The 17,830-nt window shown below is 69.3% G+C and carries 17 protein-coding genes; 8 read left to right on the top strand and 9 right to left on the bottom strand.

Features of this window, described 5'->3' with window-relative positions; genetic code table 11:
• Positions 1–60: 60 nt before the first annotated feature.
• The 3 genes from ABZ420_RS06455 to ABZ420_RS06465 are packed head-to-tail and all read right to left on the bottom strand — an operon-like array spanning position 61 to position 3,490.
• Positions 61–1,113 carry a Gfo/Idh/MocA family oxidoreductase gene (locus ABZ420_RS06455; protein WP_357117752.1) on the bottom strand — a complete coding sequence of 351 codons (1,053 nt, stop codon included), beginning with the start codon at positions 1,111–1,113 and terminating at the stop codon, positions 61–63.
• A gap of 35 nt (positions 1,114–1,148) precedes the next feature.
• Positions 1,149–1,820, bottom strand: coding sequence for a response regulator (locus tag ABZ420_RS06460; RefSeq protein WP_357117755.1), 672 nt, complete (start codon positions 1,818–1,820; stop codon positions 1,149–1,151).
• Positions 1,802–3,490, bottom strand: a complete 1,689-nt coding sequence (locus ABZ420_RS06465) for a sensor histidine kinase (protein ID WP_357117758.1) — start codon at positions 3,488–3,490, stop codon at positions 1,802–1,804. The genes ABZ420_RS06460 and ABZ420_RS06465 overlap by 19 nt, the downstream gene beginning before the upstream one ends.
• Positions 3,491–3,647: 157 nt before the next feature.
• On the opposite strand from ABZ420_RS06465, the gene ABZ420_RS06470 reads away from it, so the two are divergent.
• Genes ABZ420_RS06470 through ABZ420_RS06480 form a run of 3 tightly spaced genes read left to right on the top strand, consistent with a single transcriptional unit; the run spans position 3,648 to position 6,380 of the window.
• Positions 3,648–4,454 carry an ABC transporter ATP-binding protein gene (locus ABZ420_RS06470; RefSeq protein ID WP_357117761.1) on the top strand — a complete coding sequence of 269 codons (807 nt, stop codon included), beginning with the start codon at positions 3,648–3,650 and terminating at the stop codon, positions 4,452–4,454.
• Positions 4,444–5,328 carry an ABC transporter permease gene (locus ABZ420_RS06475; RefSeq protein WP_357117763.1) on the top strand — a complete coding sequence of 295 codons (885 nt, stop codon included), beginning with the start codon at positions 4,444–4,446 and terminating at the stop codon, positions 5,326–5,328. Before ABZ420_RS06470 ends, ABZ420_RS06475 begins: the two co-directional genes overlap by 11 nt.
• A gap of 2 nt (positions 5,329–5,330) precedes the next feature.
• Positions 5,331–6,380 (top strand): ABC transporter substrate-binding protein, encoded by a 1,050-nt coding sequence (locus tag ABZ420_RS06480; RefSeq protein ID WP_357117766.1) that lies wholly within the window; start codon positions 5,331–5,333, stop codon positions 6,378–6,380.
• Positions 6,381–6,437: 57 nt separating this feature from the next.
• Here the strand turns inward: ABZ420_RS06480 and ABZ420_RS06485 are convergent, their stop codons facing one another.
• Together ABZ420_RS06485 and ABZ420_RS06490 are read right to left on the bottom strand one after the other, a co-directional pair.
• Complete coding sequence (locus tag ABZ420_RS06485) at positions 6,438–7,904, bottom strand: amino acid permease (RefSeq protein WP_357117769.1); 1,467 nt, start codon at positions 7,902–7,904, stop codon at positions 6,438–6,440.
• Between the two features lie 325 nt (positions 7,905–8,229).
• The gene (locus ABZ420_RS06490) at positions 8,230–8,685 is read right to left on the bottom strand and encodes a MarR family winged helix-turn-helix transcriptional regulator (protein WP_357117771.1); all 456 of its coding nucleotides are present in this window, start codon (positions 8,683–8,685) and stop codon (positions 8,230–8,232) included.
• A gap of 124 nt (positions 8,686–8,809) precedes the next feature.
• Here ABZ420_RS06490 and ABZ420_RS06495 point away from each other — a divergent pair, with 124 nt between their 5' ends.
• The 3 genes from ABZ420_RS06495 to ABZ420_RS06505 all read left to right on the top strand — a co-directional run bounded on the left by ABZ420_RS06495 (position 8,810) and on the right by ABZ420_RS06505 (position 11,516).
• Positions 8,810–9,673 carry an NAD(P)H-binding protein gene (locus tag ABZ420_RS06495; RefSeq protein ID WP_357117774.1) on the top strand — a complete coding sequence of 288 codons (864 nt, stop codon included), beginning with the start codon at positions 8,810–8,812 and terminating at the stop codon, positions 9,671–9,673.
• An 88-nt stretch (positions 9,674–9,761) separates the two neighbouring features.
• The gene (locus ABZ420_RS06500) at positions 9,762–10,070 is read left to right on the top strand and encodes a hypothetical protein (protein ID WP_357117777.1); all 309 of its coding nucleotides are present in this window, start codon (positions 9,762–9,764) and stop codon (positions 10,068–10,070) included.
• Positions 10,071–10,304: 234 nt separating this feature from the next.
• Positions 10,305–11,516 (top strand): nucleoside transporter C-terminal domain-containing protein, encoded by a 1,212-nt coding sequence (locus tag ABZ420_RS06505; protein WP_357118092.1) that lies wholly within the window; start codon positions 10,305–10,307, stop codon positions 11,514–11,516.
• 274 nt (positions 11,517–11,790) lie between these two features.
• Here ABZ420_RS06505 and ABZ420_RS06510 read toward each other — a convergent pair whose 3' ends face one another.
• Positions 11,791–12,546 carry a siderophore-interacting protein gene (locus ABZ420_RS06510; protein WP_357117779.1) on the bottom strand — a complete coding sequence of 252 codons (756 nt, stop codon included), beginning with the start codon at positions 12,544–12,546 and terminating at the stop codon, positions 11,791–11,793.
• Between the two features lie 110 nt (positions 12,547–12,656).
• Here ABZ420_RS06510 and ABZ420_RS06515 point away from each other — a divergent pair, with 110 nt between their 5' ends.
• Complete coding sequence (locus tag ABZ420_RS06515) at positions 12,657–13,484, top strand: NADPH-dependent oxidoreductase (RefSeq protein WP_357117782.1); 828 nt, start codon at positions 12,657–12,659, stop codon at positions 13,482–13,484.
• A gap of 6 nt (positions 13,485–13,490) precedes the next feature.
• Here ABZ420_RS06515 and ABZ420_RS06520 read toward each other — a convergent pair whose 3' ends face one another.
• Together ABZ420_RS06520 and ABZ420_RS06525 are read right to left on the bottom strand one after the other, a co-directional pair.
• On the bottom strand, positions 13,491–14,483 hold the full coding sequence (locus ABZ420_RS06520) for an LLM class flavin-dependent oxidoreductase (RefSeq protein ID WP_357117785.1): 993 nt from the start codon (positions 14,481–14,483) through the stop codon (positions 13,491–13,493).
• 69 nt (positions 14,484–14,552) lie between these two features.
• Positions 14,553–15,740 (bottom strand): serine hydrolase, encoded by a 1,188-nt coding sequence (locus ABZ420_RS06525; protein WP_357117788.1) that lies wholly within the window; start codon positions 15,738–15,740, stop codon positions 14,553–14,555.
• Between the two features lie 209 nt (positions 15,741–15,949).
• Here ABZ420_RS06525 and ABZ420_RS06530 point away from each other — a divergent pair, with 209 nt between their 5' ends.
• Positions 15,950–17,386 carry an amino acid permease gene (locus ABZ420_RS06530; RefSeq protein ID WP_357117790.1) on the top strand — a complete coding sequence of 479 codons (1,437 nt, stop codon included), beginning with the start codon at positions 15,950–15,952 and terminating at the stop codon, positions 17,384–17,386.
• A 13-nt stretch (positions 17,387–17,399) separates the two neighbouring features.
• On the opposite strand, the gene ABZ420_RS06535 is transcribed toward ABZ420_RS06530, so the two are convergent.
• On the bottom strand, positions 17,400–17,765 hold the full coding sequence (locus tag ABZ420_RS06535; RefSeq protein WP_357117793.1) for a DUF4345 family protein: 366 nt from the start codon (positions 17,763–17,765) through the stop codon (positions 17,400–17,402).
• Between the last annotated feature and the right edge of the window lie 65 nt (positions 17,766–17,830).

The following is a 17,830-nucleotide window of genomic DNA, read 5'->3' on the forward strand; positions in this document are numbered from 1 at the left end:
CGAGCCGGCCGATCCCGGGGACCGACGTTATCGACTCGCGGCGAAGGTGGCCAGCCCTGGTCAGGCGGTGACCGTCACACCACGGGCCGCCGACTCTCGTGCCTTCGTCAGCAGGCGCAGCGTCGTGACGGCGTCGCGCGGGTCGACGGGTACCGGCGCGCCGTCGAGGAGCGTGGCGGCCATGGCGGAGTAGAACGCCGGGTATGCGCCGGGCGCGGTCGGCACCGGGACGAAATCGGGTTCCGCGCCGAGTACGCCCCAATGGTCGGCATCGACTGTGCCCCACGGTGAATCGTCGTCCGGACGGCGTCCGGACCGCAGCGCGTCTTCCTGCGGGTCCAGCCCGTAGGTGACATACCCGGCTTCCGACCCGAGCACTCGGAAGCGCGGTCCGAGGTGCGGGGCGACGGCGCTCATCCACAGGTGGGAGCGGACACCGCCGTTGTGGGTCAGCGCGACGAACGCGTCGTCGTCGGTGGTGATCCCCTCCCGCCGCCGGTCCAGCTCGCAGTACACCGAAGCCACCGGGCCGAACAAGGTCACGGCTTGGTCCACCAGGTGGCTGCCGAGGTCGAGCAGGATGCCCGCGCCCTCCTCGTCCGTGCCGACCTCCCGCCAGCCGCCCTTCGGCACCGGACGCCACCGCTCGAACCGCGACTCGAACCGCCGCACCCGGCCCAGCCTCCCGGTCTCGACCAGCTCGCGCACCGTCCGGAAGTCGCCGTCCCAGCGCCGGTTCTGGAAGACCGACAGCACCAGGCCGGAGCGTTCCGCGCGCGCGACGAGGTCCTCGGCGTCGTCTGCCGAGACCGCGAACGGCTTGTCGACCACCACCGGCAACCCGGCCTCGATGGCTTGCCGGGTCAGCGGCGCGTGGGTGCGGTTGGGCGTCGCGATCACCACCAGATCTATGCCGCGCGGCGCGGTGAACAGCTCTTCGGCATGCGGCACCACGCGCACGCCCGGGTGTTCCGCGCGGGCGCGTTCGGCGCGCTCTTCCGAGGAGGTGACCACGGCCGCGACACGCATCCGAGGCTCCGCCGCGATCAGCGGAGCGTGGAAGACCGACCCGGCCAAGCCGTAGCCGAGCACGGCGACGTCGAGGATGCTCATGCCCCGACGCTACCGCCGATCGGGGTACCGCCCGCTCAGCGCTGAGGTGCGGCGGAGTACTCCTGTTCGGGCCGTCCCGTGGTGCCGTAGCGCAGGCTCATGCGCACCGTGCCGCCGGCCACGAGGCCGGCCAGGTAGCGCTGGGCGGTGGCACGGGAGACGCCGATGGCGCTCGCCACCTCGCCCGCGGACAGAGGCGATGCCGCGTCCGCAATCGCTTGCAGAACAGCGTCTTTGGTCGGTGATGACACCGGCGCGGATGGTCCGGCGCCGACTGCTGGACGCAGTGCGTGCAGCGCGGCGGACACCCGGGCGTTGTCGACCTGGGGCGCCGCGAGAATGCGCCGGTACCGGGCATAGGCGGCCAGCCGGGCGGCCAGGTCGGTATGCGGAAACGGTTTGACGAGGTAGGCCAGCGCGCCCGCCGCGATGGCGGCTCGCACGGCCTCGCTCTCCGTCGACGCGGTGAGCATCATCGCGTCGCAGCGGATCTCGCGGACGAAATCGATGCCGGATCCGTCCGGCAGATACACGTCCACCAGCGCCAGGTCGACCGGCTCCGCCGCGACCAGTTCCCGCGCGGACGCGAGGGTGTTGGCGGTGCCCGACACCGTGAAACCCGGTATGGACCGCACGATTCCGGCATGCAGGTTCGCCACCCGGAAGTCGTCGTCGACGACCAGGACGGTCAAGGTCGGCGCGGCCATGCCACCTCGCTTTCCACGAGCACACCAGGGATGCGGGCGATGAACTCCGCGCCGGTGAGCGGCGGCGGGCCGCCGCCGGGGCTCGACAGGCGCACGTCGCCGCCGTGGGCGCGGGCGATCTGGCGGATCAGGGCGAGGCCGACACCGCGCCCGCCGGGTACGCCGCGGTCGTCGCGGGTGGAGACCCCTTCGGTGAACAGCGTGTCCACCAAGCCGGGCGCGACGCCGTCGCCGGTGTCGGCGACGGTGATGTGCAAAGTCGAATCTTCCTGCACCAGTTCGACTTCCACCTGCCGCACCGCCCGGTTCCCGGCGCGGACGGCCTCCATGGCGTTGTCCAGCAGGTTGCCGAGCACGGTCGTCACATCCACCGGATCGGTGAGACTGCCCTCGACCCAGGTGTTGGGGCCGAGTACGAGTTCGACGCCGTTCTCCCTGGCGTGCGCGGCCTTGGCGGCCAGGAATGCCTGCAGGTACGCGTCGTGGATGGCGTCGATGCCCGGTGTCGCCGGGCCCAGCGGGCCCGCACCGATCAGTTCGTCGACCGACCGCGCCGCCTCCCCGACCCGCCCGCCGTGCAGCAGTCCGCTGATCAGGTGCATCTTGTTGGAGAACTCGTGGCGCTGCGCGCGCAGCACCGTGCTCATCGACTGCACCGCGTCCAGTTGCCGGGTCAGCGATTCCACGTCGGTGCGGTCGCGCACGGTGAGCACCGCGCCGAGATCGCGCCCGTCCCGGACCACCCGGCGCGCGGAGACGATGACGATGTTCGCGCCGACCGTCGCCGAGGCGGGCTGCTCGTCGAGGTCGCGAAAGACTTCCAGCACGCGGGGCGTCAGGCCGAGTTCGTCCACCGGACGCCCGATGTCCGGCGCGACGCCGAGCAGCCTGCGGGCCTCGTCGTTGACGAAGGTGGTGCGCCACGACGCGTCGACCGCGAGCACGCCGCCGCCGATACCGTGCAGCACCGCGGCTTGGCCGCGGACCAGTTCGGCCAGCTCGTCCGGTTCCAGCCCCAGCGTGAGCCCGCGCCACCGGCGGGCGAGCAGGATCGATCCGGCGATGCCGACCGCGAGCGCCACCGCGACCAGCGCGCCCGCGGTGCGCAGGTCGCCGAGCAGTTGATCGTGCACCGCGTCGGTGGCGATGCCGACGCTGACCGCGCCGACCACACGGTCGGAACCGGGTGCGAGCACCGGGACCTTCGCGCGCACCGAGTCGCCGAGCGTGCCGCGTTCCTCGGTGATCGACTCGCGGCCCGCGAGCGCCTCGGACGGATCGGTGCTGACGTGCTCGGCGAGCCGTCCGGCGTCCGGATGCGCGAGGCGGATGCCCGCGTCATCGGTGATCACGACGAACAGCGCACCGTTGCGCTGCGTCGCGTCCACCGCGAGCCGCTCGAGCGGACCGGCGGCCAGCTCCCGGCGCACGGCGGGGTCGTCGGCGACCGCCCCCGGCGCGTACCTCCCCACCTCGGCGCGCACCACCGGATCGGCGGCGACGGTGCGCGCGACGGCCAGCGCGCGCTGGCCGTAGGCGTCGCGCAGCCGCTGGTCGCTCAGGTAGCCGAACACCGCGAACGCGACACCGAGGGTCAGCGCGACGACCAGGATCTGCGACAGCAGAACCTGGGTCCGCAATCGCACGGCCCGCGCGCCCTCAGTGGCCATGGGCGCAGCATAGGCGCGAATTACCGCGCGCGGGGAGCGTGAGCAGAATGCGCAAAACCTGCGAATCCCGCGTTTGTGGCGGTTGTGCGCACAAGCTCCGAGGTGTGACCGGGGCCACGTACGTTCGCCCTACCCGATCTCGCAGGAGTAGGAAGCAATGACGCAATCACTCATCGAGCTGCGGAGCGCGACCAAGCGCTTCCCCGGCACCGGCGGTGGCATCCACACCGCCGTGCGCAATCTGAACCTCACGGTGCGGCCCGGCGAATTCGTCGCCGTCGTCGGCCCGACCGGATGCGGCAAGTCAACCACTTTGTCGCTGGTGTCCGGGCTGGAACCGGCCTCGGCCGGCCGGACGCTGGTGCGCGGCGAGGACGTCGACGGCATCCCGGACGGCATCGGCTACATGTTCCAGCAGGACGCGGTGCTGCCGTGGAAGAGTGTGCTGGACAACGTCGCGCTCGGCCCGCGCCTGCGCGGCGCGTCGAAAGCCGAGGCGCGCGCGAAGGCGTCGGAATGGGTGCGCACGGTGGGCCTGGCGGGATTCGAGAACTACTACCCCCACCAGTTGTCCGGCGGCATGCGCAAGCGCGTGGCGCTGGCGCAGACGCTGGTCAACGAGCCGGAGATCCTGCTGATGGACGAGCCGTTCAGCGCGCTGGACGTGCAGACCCGCCAGCTCATGCAGGACGAACTGCTGCGGGTCTGGGCGGGCACCAACGCGGCGGTCATCTTCGTCACGCACGATCTGGAGGAGGCGATCGTGCTGGCCGACCGGGTGGTCGTGATGACCGCGAGCCCGGCCACCGTCTGCGGTGACTTCCCCGTCGGCTTGGCGCGCCCGCGCAGTGTCGAGGAGGTGCGCCTGACGACCGAGTTCCGCGACATCTACCAGGAGATCTGGCAGACGTTGCGCGATCAGGTCGAGGCCGCCCGCGCGAAGGGAGCCTCCCGTGTCGCATGACGTGCTGGCACCCGACGCCGCCACGCCGGTGGTGGAGAACGAGACCGAAGAGCAGATCCTGGCGAGGGTCCGCACCACCGCGCGGCGCGCACGGATCCGCACCTGGGGCCTGCGCGCCGCGCTGGTGGCGCTGTGGCTGGGCGCGTGGGAACTCACCGCCACGGTGTGGATCGATCCCTTCTTCTACTCCAAGCCGTCGCTGATCTGGGCGCGGTTGGTGGAATGGTTCACCGAGGGAACTCAATTCGGCTCGATCTGGCTGCAGATCTACACCACGGTGCAGGAAGCCGTGCTCGGTTTCGTGATCGGTACGGTGGCCGGCGTCGTGCTGGGCGTGCTGCTCGGCCGCAGCCGGTACTGGGCCGAAGTGCTCGCGCCGTTCATCAAGGCGCTCAACGCCGTTCCGCGCATCGTGCTGGCCTCGCTGTTCATCATCTGGTTCGGGCTCGGGCTGAGCTCCAAGGTCGCCACGGTGGTGGTGCTGGTGTTCTTCGCGGTGTTCTTCAACGCGTTCACCGGTGCGCGCGAGGTCGACGGCAACGTGATCAACAATGCCCGTATTCTCGGCGCGAGCCGCAGGCAAGTGCTGGTGTCGATCGTCCTGCCCAGCGCGACCACCTGGATCCTGTCCAGCCTGCACACCGCCTTCGGCTTCGCGCTGATCGGCGCGGTGGTAGGCGAATACGCCGGCGCCAGTAAGGGTTTGGGCCTGTTGATCAGCAACGCGCAAGGCACGTTCGACTCGGCGGGCATCTACGCGGGCATGATCGTCATCACCGTGATCGCGTTGATCGCCGAGTGGGGGATCGGCATGGCGGAGAACCGGTTACTGAAGTGGCGGCCCTCGCAAGCGACCTCGAACCACGGGATCTGATCATGAGGTATCGCAAGCAGCTGGCGCTCGTGGCCGTCGCGATCGCGGCACTGCTCACCGTCACCGGATGCCGGGACTCCCGCACCATTCCGATGGCCGACGGGCGGCCACAGATCACCATCATGGTGGGTGGCCTGGAGAAGGTGATCTATCTGCCCGCCATGCTCACCCAGCGACTCGGCTTCTTCGAGCGCAACGACATCGACGTGAGATTGCTCGGCGAGCAGTCCGGCGCCACGGCCGAGACCGCGCTGCTCACCGGCGATGTGCAGGGGGTGGTCGGGTTCTACGACCACACCATCGACCTGCAGGCCAAGGACCAGTGCATCCGCTCGGTGGTGCAGATGTCCGATGTGCCGGGCGAGGTGGAGCTGGTGTCGAAGGCGGACGCGGACATCACCTCGGTCGCCGACCTGCGCGGCAAGAAGCTGGGCGTGACCTCGCTCGGTTCCTCGACCGACTTCCTCACCCAGGCGCTCACCGGCCAGGAGGGCATGACGACCGCCGAGTACACCCGGGTGAAAGTCGGCGCCGGACAGACCTTCATCGCGGGCATGAACCACGACGGCATCGACGCGGGCATGACCACCGATCCCACCGTGGCGCAGATGGTGAACTCCGGGGAGGCGCGGATTCTGGTCGACATGCGCACCGAGGCCGGCACCCGGGCCGCGCTCGGCGGGCTGTACCCGGCGACGTCGCTGTACATGAACTGCGCCACGATCGACGCCCACCCGGACATCGTGCGCAAGCTCGCCACCGCGTTCGTGCAGACGCTGCAATGGATCCGGACGCACACGCCCGAGGAGATCGCCGCGAAGATGCCGCCGCAGTACGCGAGCGCGGGCAAGGACCTCTACGTCCAGTCGATTCGCGACTCCATCGGCATGTTCAACGGCGACGGCCTGATGAAACCCGAGGGCGCGCAGAACGTGCTGGACATTCTCGGCGAGTACTCGAAGAACGTGCGTCCCGTGCGCGATCGCATCGACCTGTCGGAGACCTACACCACACAATTCGTGGAGGAGGCGTTGCGCGCGCCGCGCCAATAGACCGGTGACCACCGCCGAGCCGCCCGAAGCCCAGCTGCGCTCGGGCGGCTCGGCCGGTCAGTGCTCGAAGACGCTCACGTCACCGGGTTCGGTTTCGAGCGCCTGCCGATCGAACGCCAGCAGGGCGAGGAAGAACACCCCGCCCGTAACGACCAATCCGGCCACGATCACGACCGGGACGAAGGCGTCCGAGGGCGTCACCAGGACGAACAATGCGACGGCCGACCACGCCAGCGCGCCGATGGCGACCGGCAACTCGAAGCGCCCGAGGTCGAACGCGCCTTTCCTGCGGTCCAACCTGCGGCGCACCGCCAGGTAGAGAACGACCGTCGAGGCGTAGATGAGGGCGGGCAGGATCGTCGACGCCGTGATCAGCTCCAATAGCGCGTCGCCCGGCAGGGCGATCATCAGGACCACACCCAGGAGAAAGATCAGGATCGTCGCCGGGACCGGCGTGTGCGTGCGAGGGTCGACCCGGCGCATCAGCCGGTGGGCGGGGAAGCGCGCGTCGCGGGACATCGCGAAAACCAGCCGCGAGCACGCGGCCAGCACCACCATCCCGGCGCCGAAGAACGCGAACGTGATCGCCGCCAGCAGCGTCCGCTCCATCACCGGACCGAGCTGATCGCGCATGATCGCCGCGACCGGCGAGCCGCTGGCACTGATGCGGGGGATGTCGTCGATCGCGACGGTGAGCGCGATCAGGAACAGCAGCCCCAGCACCCCGGCGGCCACCACCGATCCCACGATCGCGCGCGGGACGCTGCGATGCGGGTCCTCGGCCTCTTCGGCGAGGTTGGCCGCCGCGTCGAAACCGACCAGCGTGCCGAGGCCCATGAGCATGGCGAGCATCAACCCGCCGCCGACGGCGAAGTAGTCGGGAGCGTTCTCGGTGACACCGCGGGAGGCGAGGTTGCCGGGGGCGCCTCTACCGGTGATCGCCACCGCGACGACGAGCGCGATCGCCAGCACCACCACGAGCCCGAGTTCGATCCCCACCGCGCTGGTGTTGATCATGCTGACGAGACGCGTCGAGGCGATGGCCAGCACCGCCTGGATGAACAGCACGATGAGCGTGATCAGCCGGGCGGTGTCCTCGTCCGGCTCGATGCCCGCGAGCGGCATGAAGGCCTGGCTCGCCAGCGCGTTGTCGACGGCCACCACGGCGATCGCCAGGTAGCAGAAGGTCACCCACCCGAACCACCAGCCGATCTTGGGGTTGGCCAGTCGTGATGCCCACTGGTAGGAGGAGCCGCTGAGCGGGATGCGCGCCGCGAACTGCGCGACCACCAACGCCACCAGAGCCTGACCCACCGCCGCGACGATCCAGAGCCAGATACCCACCGGACCGGCGTTGCGCAATACGTCGTCGTAGGTCGCGAAGATGCCGACCGCCACCGAGATGAACGCGAACGAGATCGCGAACACCTGGAAGGAGCCGAGGGTCCGTTCCAGCTCCTGCCGGTAGCCGCCGGCCTCGACGGAATTCTCGTCGGCCTGCGAGTGCGCCGAAGCTCGCGCCACCTTCGCCACCTCACCTTCGATAGAAGTGGTGTACCGACCCGGAGGTCGATCGGGAAGGTCATCAGGTTCAGAGATTGTGGCGACCGGTCTGCCACCGATCATCCCTTCCCACCTGGGCGATGTCACTGCTCCTTCGCGGAACTAAGTGGTCGGCTCCGGAAGTCCTTCGAGGGTTGACGTGAGCCAGATTGTGTGGGTTCTCGGGGTGGCGAGGTAGTGGCAGGTCGCGCAGTCCAAGGCATCCTCGTGGATCGAGGAAGTCGTCGGTGGGCAGGAGGCCGTCTTCGTGCTTGTCGGATCTGTTCAGATAGGGGGCGTGGGAGTGTCAGGTGATGGCCGAGTCGCCGTAATCGATGGGCTCGCTCAGTAGCTCGCTCGCCGCCCGGTGGACCTTCGCCAGGGCGTTCAAGAGAGATTCGCGTTCGGTTTCGGTGAGATCCGCGGTGACCTTCTCCTCGATCAACCGCCGTTCCGCTTCGACCGGTTTCTGCAGCGCGCGCCCCGCGTCAGTGAGCCAGAGCCGGACGAGGCGGTTGTCCCGGTTGTCACGGCGACGGGTGAGCAGCCCGGCCGTAGTCATCCGGTCAGCCATCTTGACGACGGTGGGCGTCGTGACGTTCAGCGCGGCGGCGACTTCGCCGGGCGTGCTGCCGTCCCGCTCCCACAGCACCGCGAGCAGGTAGTTCTGCCCGACGTGCAGCCCATGGCGTCGCATGGCCGCGTCGGCCAGTGCCCGGAGCACCTTCGACGTTCTGCCGTGCAGGTCCAGGAACTCAGACATCGGGGCCTTTCGGTGATGTGCGGAAGCGGGTGCCCGAGCCGCAAATAAGTCGATTGACGGCTAATCATTCACCGGCTAACGTCCATGGCGATTCATTAGACGGCAAACGACTTAGGGAGCCACGATGATACTGGTTACCGGAGCCACCGGGAACATCGGCCGTGAACTCACCCGCGAACTCGACGCGAAGGGCGCGAAGTTACGTCTCCTCGTCCGCGACCGCGCCCGCGCTGCCGGACTGCCCGACCGCGCCGAGCGCGCCGTCGGCGACCTGGGGGAACCCTCGACACTGACGCCGGCATTCGCCGGCGTCGACAAACTCTTCCTGCTCACCCAGGGCATCGGCACCGACTACACCGCCGCTGCCATCGCCGCCGCCGCTGCCGCCGGGGTGAGCCACATCGTGCACCTGTCTTCCCTCCACGTCACCCTCGACCCGCTGCCCGCCATGGCCCGCTGGCATCACGAACGCGAGGCGATCATCCGCGCGTCCGGAATACCCACTACATTCCTTCGGCCCGGCGGTTTCATGACCAACGCCTTCGACTGGCTGCCCACCATCCGGGAGGCAAACCACGTCCTCGACCCCGTCGGCCCGGGCCGCTACGCGCCGATCGACCCGGCGGACATCGCCGCGGTCGCCGCCCTCGTCCTCACCGAGGCCGGCCACCAAGACAAGGAGTACGTCCTCACCGGCGACGAGACGTTCACCGTCACCGAGCAGGTCCGGGTCATTTCAGAGACGATCGGCCACGACATCGAGGTCCGAGAAGTGACCACACCGGACGAGGCCGTACGGTTCCGCTTCCCCAACGGGGCGCCCCAGGCCCTCGCCGACGCCGTCACCGAGGGCTTCAACCTTATGCGCGCCGACACCGTCGGGTTCCGGACGGACACCGTCGAGCGACTGCTCGGACGCAAGCCGCGGACTTTCGCGGACTGGTGCGCGCGTAACGCCGACGCGTTCCGACGGCCTGAAACCGCCTGAGCCGAGAGACGACCACGCCCTCTTCCGATTCTGCTGGTCGGTCTGCCCCCGCTGCCACCCGACCCTGGCACCCGGGCAGGCCCGGGCCATGCGCGTCAACCACGAGTACGAGCGCGGCGGCGCCCTGGCCTACCTGGCGGCCTACGACGTCCACCGCTCCCTCGTCTTCGGCCGCTGCGAGCCAAGCACCGGCATCGTGCCGTTCATGAATCCGGTAGAGCAGGTCATGACCACCGAGCCCTACGCCAGCGCCGGACGCGTCTTCTGGATCGTTGACAACGGCTCCTCCCACCGAGGGAAGAAGGCCATCGACCGGCTGACCGCAGCGTTTCCGACCGGCTCCGAGCATTCCAAGACCGCTACAACGCCACAGCACAGCCGTTCCAGTGGAGGTTAGGTTCACCACCTCCGACCTGGACGATCTGCTGGCCAGACTCGACCGGCACACACCCGATCGGCAGGAAGAATCCTCGCCTGTCTCGCCGCGTGATCAACCCCCGAAGGATTTCCGGAACGGACCACTAAGTTCCGGAGCAGCTGCTGATCTTCTCAACCGTGGAGACACCGCACCATAGACCGACATGAGAGTTGGTCCCACAAGCCGGTGTACGCCACGGCGGCCGAGGTGCGCGTGCATTATCTGATCGGATTCGTCGGGCTGGCGTGCTTCCTGCTGCTGGCATGGTTGCCCAGTACCGACCGCCGCGCCGCCGCCGGAAGGCTGCCGCGGATCGCGGTCCTGTTGCTCCTGCAGATCGCGCTCGGTTTCCTGTTGCTGAGAACGGGGATCGGGGGGACCGTGATCCGGGCGGTCAGCGACACTTTCGCCCATATCCTCGGCTACGCCGCACAGGGTACGGCGTTCGTGTTCGGCGACCTGCCCGGCGTCGGCGGCAGCGGGCCCGCCTTCCTCTTCGCGGTCCTGATGCCGATCGTGCTCGTCTCCGCGCTGATCGGCATCTTGCAGCACTTGCGGGTGCTGCCGTTCGTCATCAAGTACCTCGGCCTGCTGCTGGCGTGGGTGAGCGGCTTCGGCAAGATCGAATCGTTCAACGCGGTCGCCTCCGCCATCCTCGGTCAGTCCGAGGTGTTCATCTCGCTGCGCGCCATGCTCGACGACATCCCGTCGCAGCGGATGTACACCTTGGCGGCCTCGGCGATGTCGACGGTCTCGGCGGGAATCCTCGGCGCCTACATGCAGCTGATCGACCCGAAGTACGTGATCGCGGCCATCGTGCTGAACATGCTGGGCGCTTTCGTCGTGTGCTCGCTGATCAACCCCTACACGGTCACCGCCGCCGACGACGCGCGGCTGCTCGGCGAGGAGATCTCCGACAGCCGTAAGGCGCAATCGTTCTTCGAGATGCTCACCGAATACATCCTGGTGGGTTTCAAGGTGGCCTTCACCGTCGCGGCCATGCTGATCGGATTCATCGCTCTGCTGGCGATGATCAACGGAATCTTCGCCGCCCTGTTCCACGGCACCACGTTCCAGGATCTGATGGGGCACATCTTCGCCCCTGCCGCCTGGCTGACCGGCATCCCGTGGGACGAGGCGGCGGCCGCGGGCCGATTCATGGGCACCAAGCTGGTGTCCAACGAGGTGGTCGCCATGCAGGAGTTGAACCGGCAACACGGGGGACTGTCCGACCGCACCGTCGCGATCGTGTCCACCTACCTGGTGTCGTTCGCGAACTTCTCCACCATCGCCATCGTCACCGGCGCGGTCCGCAGCCTCAGCGAGAAACAGGGCAGCGTCATCGCCCGCAACGGGCTCCGCCTGCTCTACGGCGCCACCTTGGTCAGCTGCCTGTCCGCCACCATCGTCGGGCTCTTGAGTTGAGCCGACGGCGCCCTTTCGATCCGGTCGTCCGGATCTGCGGGTTCCGTGTCTTCGAGGACATGTCCGCGCCGGCTCGAGACCGGGCTCCTGGACGCGAGCGGTGACGTCGCGGTCGCGGGTATCGGACCGGGCGCCGATGCTCGACCTCACCCGGCCCGGTGCAGGTGCCGCACCGGGCCGAGCGCCGTATTCGATTCACCTCGCCCGGCGGGTTCCGGGTGCGACATCGCCGTGCCGCTCGGTGTCGACGGTGCGCCGAGCGGGTGGGGCCGGTTCAGCCGGTGGCTTCCTCGGCCGCCCGCAGTTCGGCCTTCCACTGCCGGAAGCCCTCCTCGGTGCGGCCGCGGCGCCAGTAGCCGGAGATCGACGACGCCCACTCGGCCGGAACACCGCGGTCCTTGCGGACATAGCGGCGCAGATCCTGCATGACCGCCTGCGCTTCACCGTGGATGAACACCTGGACCTGTCCCGGCGCCCACGGCGCCGCGCGGACGGTTTCGGCGAGCACCTCGCCGGGGGGCCGGACGCCGCGGTGCAGCCAGGTCAGCTCGATGCCGTCCGGCTTCTTCAACGGCAGTTCGTCGTCCGGACCGGCGACCTCGACGAACGCCAGCCCGGTCGCTTCGCCGGGCATCGCCTCGAGCGCGGCGGCGATGGCGGGCAGCGCGGCCTCGTCACCGGCCAGTAGATGCCAGTCGGCGTCCGGGCGCGGGGAGTACGCGCCGCCGGGGCCGTAGAGGTCGATGGTTTCGCCGGGCTCGACCGCGGCTGCCCACGGTCCCGCGATGCCCTCCGCGCCGTGGTAGACGAAATCCGCCGCGATCTCCCCGGCGACGATGTCCACCGACCGGACGGTGTAAGTGCGGACCACCTCGTCCCCGTCCTGCGGGAAGATGAACTTCACATACGAGTCGGTGAACTCGCTGGGCCGGAACGCGGCGAAGCCGGGGCCGCCGAGGTGCACCCGGATCAGGTGCGGGGTCAGCCATTCCGTGCGTTGCACCGTGAGGGTGGTGCGGGGACGTGCCAAGGGAACCTCCGATAAATGTTATTAGGATTGCCTTACTTACCCTACTCGTGTTCGGCTCACGGTGCGGCCAACCGCTGACGGCGCGCCGCGCGGGCGAAAGGATGATGCCCATGACGCAGTCCGTGCCGACACCGACCCACGCCGTGCAACAGCGCTACCGCGATCCTCGACCGGTCGAACCCGCGCAGTGGAATCAGGTCCTGCAAGTGCTGCACGAACACCGCTCGGTGCGCCGCTACCTGTCCGATCCGGTGCCCGATGCCACGCTGCGACTGCTGATCTCCGCGGCGCAGTCCGCGCCGACCTCGTCGAATCTCCAGGTCTGGAGCGTCATCGCGGTGCGCGACCCGCAGCGCAAGGCACGCTTGGCCGCGCTCGCGGGCGACCAGGCCCACATCCTGCAGGCGCCGGTGCTGCTGGTCTGGACGGCCGACTTCGCCCGCCTGCGCCAGCTCGCCGAAGACCGGAGCGCGCCGCTGGAGGGCGCGGACTACCTCGAGTCGAGCTATGTCGGCTTCATCGACGCCGCGCTGGCGGCGCAGAACGCGGTCGTGGCGGCGGAATCGCTCGGACTCGGCACCGTCTACATCGGCGCGCTGCGCAACAAGCCGGAAGAAGTCGCCGCCGAGCTGGGCCTGCCGCCGCAGGTCTTCGCCGTCTTCGGCTTGGTGGTCGGCCACCCAGACCCCGCCGAGGACGCGCGGGTGAAACCGCGTCTTCCGCAGGAAGCCGTTCTGCACCGGGAAACCTACGATCTGTCCGCGCAGCGGGCGCACGTGGCCGAGTACGAGACCCGGATCGCGGAATTCTATGCCGAGCAACAGCTCGCGCATTCCTGGACCGAGCGTGTGCTGGCCCGGCTGGCCTCGGCGGCGGCGCTCAACGGCAGGCACCGGCTGCGCGAATCGCTGACCAACCACGGCTTCCGGTTGCACTGATCCGCCTCACGCCGCGACCTTCTCGGTGAGCAGTTCGAACGATCGGGCACGGTCGTCGATGTCGTAGACCAGCGTGTTGATCATCAGCTCGTCGGCCCGCGTGCGCTCGAGCAGGTCCGCGAGCTGGCCGCGCACCGTCTCCGGCGAGCCGAGCACCTGCCCGGCCCGGCGCTGCCGGATGAACGCGCGCTCGTGCTCCGACGGGCGGAACGCGGCCGCTTCCTCCGGCGTGGCCAGCGCCTGCGGCGTGCCGCGCACCAGGTTCAGGAAAGCCAGGTCGCGCGGCCCGGCGAGGGCATCGGCGCGCTCGTCGGTATCCGCGCAGATCGCCGCGACCGCCACCATCGCGTACGGGCGCTCCAGCTGCTCCGACGGCCGGAAATGCTCGCGATAGAGCGCGAGCGCGGGCTCGGTGTTGTCGGGGCTGATGTGGTGCGCGAAGGCGAACGGGAGCCCGAGCACCGCGGCGACCTGGGCGCTGTAGCCGCTGGAACCCAGCAACCAGATCTCCGGTTCCTCGCCGCGACCCGGCGTCGCGGCGATGCCGCCGGGATCGGCGCCGCGGAAGTAGCCCAGCAATGCGGCCAGTTCCTGAGGGAACGATTCCGCCGACAGTCCGTCCGCGGTCCGTCGCAGCGCGCGGGCGGTCGCCTGGTCGGTGCCGGGCGCGCGTCCGATGCCGAGATCGATCCGGCCGGGATGCAGCGCGTGCAAGGTGCCGAACTGCTCGGCGACCACGAGCGGCGCGTGATTGGGCAGCATCACCCCGCCGGAGCCGACCCGGATGGTCGAGGTGGCGGCGGCCAGGTGGGCCAGCAGCACGCTCGGCGCCGAACTGGCGATGCCGGGCATGTTGTGATGTTCGGCGACCCAGAAGCGGTGGTAGCCCAAAGCCTCGGTGCGCCTGGCCAATTCGGTGGTCGCGTCCAGCCCCTCACGGACGGTGCGGCCGGACTGCACCGGCGCCAGATCCAGTACGGACAGCGGGACGTCGATCATGGGTCTCCTCCACAGTGGCGATCTCCACTGCCAACGCCGCCCGTCCCCGGTGTATTTCGCCCGGCCGCCTCAGCCGCGTGCGATCGTACGGAAGACCTCGATGGTCTCCTGCTCGTCCTGGGTGGTGCCGTGGTCGCTGAGCTTGACGATGACGGTGCCGCTGGGCGGGTCCACGTAGACGTACTGGCCGTACACGCCGACGGCGGTGAGGTCGGCGCCGTCCCCGCCGGTCGGGTGCCACCATTGCGCGCTGTAGGGCCAGCCGCCCACCTGGTGCGGCGCCGGCGTGCGGATGCGGTCGATCCAGGCGGGCGGCACGATCTGCGCGTCGCCTGCCCGTCCGCCGTCCAGCACCAGCCGGCCGATTTTGGCGAAGTCGCGGGCGGTCGCGTTCAGGCAGCAGAACGCTTTCTCCTGGCCCCCGGAGCGATCGAGGTTCCACAGCGCGTCGTCCTCGGCGCCGATCGGCCCCCAGATGTCGCGCTCCAGCAATTCGGCCAAGGGCAGGCCTTCGACCCGCGCCAGCGCCATGCCCAGCAATTGGGTGTCCACGCTGCGGTACTCGCCCGCGCTGCCGGGAGGAAACCGCAGGCCCTGGTGGTCGCGGACGAATCCGGCCAGATCCTCGGTGAGGTACATCCGGGCGGTGCCCGTCAGCGGCAGATACTTGTTGTAGTTCTCCGATACGTCTACCCCGGAGGCCATGTCCAGCAGGTCGCGGATGGTGACGCTGTCGTACTCGCCGCCGGTGGTCAGCTCGGGCAGAATCCGCACCAAGCGGTCGTCCTCGGTGAGTTTCCCCGCCGCGACGGCCCGGCCGGTCAGCAGTGACACGATGGACTTCACCACCGACCACGAGGACTGGCGGGTGGTCGCGGTGAAGCCGTCGCGATACCACTCGTGTGTCACAGCGCCGTCGCGCAGGACGAGGAACGAATTGGTGTGCGTGGTGCCGAGGAAATCGGCCATCGAGAGCTGCGAGCCCCTCCAGGGCACCTGCTCGGGCAGCGGCCGCGGTGCTTTCGGGAGGGGACGCTGGGTGGGGGAGGCGGCCACCGTCCGGCTCTCGAACAGCGCACCCTGCGCCGATGGCGGGTCGGTCAGCAGGCGCAGCAGTGTCGGCGGCGACGGGATGTGCAGGATGGTCGTCGTCGCGAACGCCGCGCCGACCAGGACGGCGACGATCACGGAGAGGACGACGACGGCGCGCAGCGCGAAACGGCCGGGTCGCCCGCGCCGGGGCGATGCTTCGGTCATGACGAAAGCCCATCGGTAGGGAAACCGATGATGGCACGCCCGACGCCGCTCCGGTAGATCCGCACGCCGGCGGTCGGCCCGGAGACGACGCGCGCGCCGGCCGGGCGGTAGCGTGACCCCCTGGGCCGGACCGTGCGATGATCCGACATCGTGTTCCGGCGTACCGGCAGGCGACCGGCGCCGCTGCCCACCGAGGGAAGGACCGCAGTATGACAGCCTCCGACCGTCACCTTCAGGACGCGGGACCCTTGGATCCGGCGGACGGCGGGGACTCGGAGGGCTACGCGCGGGGCCTGAGCCCGCGCACCATTCAGATGATCGCCATCGGCGGCGCGATCGGCACGGGCCTGTTCTACGGCGCGGGCGGCGCGATCGAGCAGGCCGGTCCCGGTCTCATTCTCGCCTATCTGGCGGCCGGCCTGGCCATCTTCGTGATCATGCGGGCGCTCGGGGAATTGCTGACCTACCGGCCGATCTCGGGTAGTTTCGCCGAGTACGCGCACGAATTCCTCGGCCGCTTCGCCGGTTTCGTGACCGGCTGGTCGTACTGGGCGGTGTGGGTGGCCACCTGCATGGCCGAGATCACCGTGGCGGGCAAGTACGTGGAGTACTGGTTCGACATCGCGCCGTGGGTCACCGCACTGGTCGTGCTCGCGGTGATGTTCTGCGCCAACTTGATCTCGGTGCGGCTGTTCGGCGAGGGCGAGTTCTGGTTCTCCACCATCAAGGTGACCGCCATCGTCGGCATGATCCTGCTCGGCATCGGCGTGCTGCTGTTCGGTTTCGGTCACGCGCCCGACCCCACCGTCACCAATTTGTGGGCCGACGGGGGCGTGTTCCCCAACGGCCTCGGCCAGTCGCTGCTGGTGTTGCAGATCGTGCTGTTCGCCTACGTCGGTGTGGAGTTGGTCGGCGTCACCGCGGGGGAGGCGCGCGAGCCCCGCAAGACGCTGCGCAAGGCGATCAACACGCTTCCCTTCCGGATCGGCCTGTTCTACGTCGGCGCGCTCGTGGTGATCATGGCGGTGTCCAGCTGGCGCACCTTCCACGCGGGCAAGAGCCCGTTCGTGGAGGTCTTCGAGCAGATCGGCATCCCCGGCGCGGCGGGCATCGTCAACTTCGTGCTGCTCACCGCGGCGTTGTCGTCGTGCAATTCGGGGATCTATTCGACCGGCCGGATGCTGCGCACCCTGTCGCTGCGCGGCGAGGCGCCCGCCGGTCTGAGCAAGCTGAGCGCGAACGCGGTGCCCTACACCGGGATCATCGCGTCCGCGGCGGCGATGGTGATCGGCGTGGTGGTCAACATCATCTCCCCGGACAAGGCGTTCGCCTACATCACCTCGGTGTCGACCATCGGCATCATCTTCGTCTGGGGCGTCATCCTGGTCTGTCACCTGCTCTACCGGGCCAAGGTCGCCCGCGGCGAGTTGCCCGCGAGCGACTACCGGCTGCCCGCCGCGCCCTACACCACCGTGCTGGCGCTGGCGTTCCTCGGGCTGGTGGTCGTGCTGCTGCTGTTCACCGACAGCGGGCGCACCGCGATCGTCGTCGGCGTGGTGTGGGCGGCGCTGGTGTCGGCCGGGTACCTCGCGCTGCGCAAGATCGGTAACTTCAGCACCGCGACCGACCCCGTGCACACCAGCTGACGGGCGGTCATCCCTAGGCGGCCGCGAAGAGCGCGACAGCGCCGGCCGTCTCCACCACGCCGTAGAACCAGGTGGGGTAGAAGGCCGTCCGCTCATCGAGCACGGCGGACGCCACCCGGCCGACGGCCATGCCCGCCAGCGCCGCGCCGACGGCGACCATGATCCCGCCGCGCAGCGTTCCGAGGCCCGCCGCGGCCACCGCGAGCACGGCCGCCATCGCGAGGCCGAAGCCGCCGTAGACGGCGCGCACTTCGTATCGGGCGCTGGCCTCGGTGAGCCGGACGCCGAACGGCCGGATCAGCGCGGCAGGCGCGGCGAGTGCGTACACGCCCATGCCGAGGAAGAAAACACCGACTACTCCGCACACTGCCTGTGCCACTGCGACCTCCAACTCTCCGGTTCGGTTCGGGAAGCCCAGCTTGCGCCAGGGTCGGGGCCGGACGC

The sequence above is a fragment of the Nocardia sp. NPDC005745 genome, from assembly GCF_040630775.1.
GTDB lineage: Bacteria > Actinomycetota > Actinomycetes > Mycobacteriales > Mycobacteriaceae > Nocardia.

What these genes read in the sequence shown, in the direction of transcription:
- ABZ420_RS06470 (WP_357117761.1), top strand. Translation starts at nt 3,648, where the DNA reads ATGACGCAATCACTCATCGAGCTGCGGAGCGCGACCAAGCGCTTCCCC.
- ABZ420_RS06520 (WP_357117785.1), bottom strand. Translation starts at nt 14,483, where the DNA reads ATGATCGACGTCCCGCTGTCCGTACTGGATCTGGCGCCGGTGCAGTCC.
- ABZ420_RS06500 (WP_357117777.1), top strand. Translation starts at nt 9,762, where the DNA reads ATGCGCGTCAACCACGAGTACGAGCGCGGCGGCGCCCTGGCCTACCTG.
- ABZ420_RS06530 (WP_357117790.1), top strand. Translation starts at nt 15,950, where the DNA reads ATGACAGCCTCCGACCGTCACCTTCAGGACGCGGGACCCTTGGATCCG.
- ABZ420_RS06525 (WP_357117788.1), bottom strand. Translation starts at nt 15,740, where the DNA reads ATGACCGAAGCATCGCCCCGGCGCGGGCGACCCGGCCGTTTCGCGCTG.
- ABZ420_RS06495 (WP_357117774.1), top strand. Translation starts at nt 8,810, where the DNA reads ATGATACTGGTTACCGGAGCCACCGGGAACATCGGCCGTGAACTCACC.
- ABZ420_RS06490 (WP_357117771.1), bottom strand. Translation starts at nt 8,685, where the DNA reads ATGTCTGAGTTCCTGGACCTGCACGGCAGAACGTCGAAGGTGCTCCGG.
- ABZ420_RS06465 (WP_357117758.1), bottom strand. Translation starts at nt 3,490, where the DNA reads ATGGCCACTGAGGGCGCGCGGGCCGTGCGATTGCGGACCCAGGTTCTG.
- ABZ420_RS06455 (WP_357117752.1), bottom strand. Translation starts at nt 1,113, where the DNA reads ATGAGCATCCTCGACGTCGCCGTGCTCGGCTACGGCTTGGCCGGGTCG.
- ABZ420_RS06480 (WP_357117766.1), top strand. Translation starts at nt 5,331, where the DNA reads ATGAGGTATCGCAAGCAGCTGGCGCTCGTGGCCGTCGCGATCGCGGCA.
- ABZ420_RS06515 (WP_357117782.1), top strand. Translation starts at nt 12,657, where the DNA reads ATGACGCAGTCCGTGCCGACACCGACCCACGCCGTGCAACAGCGCTAC.
- ABZ420_RS06460 (WP_357117755.1), bottom strand. Translation starts at nt 1,820, where the DNA reads ATGGCCGCGCCGACCTTGACCGTCCTGGTCGTCGACGACGACTTCCGG.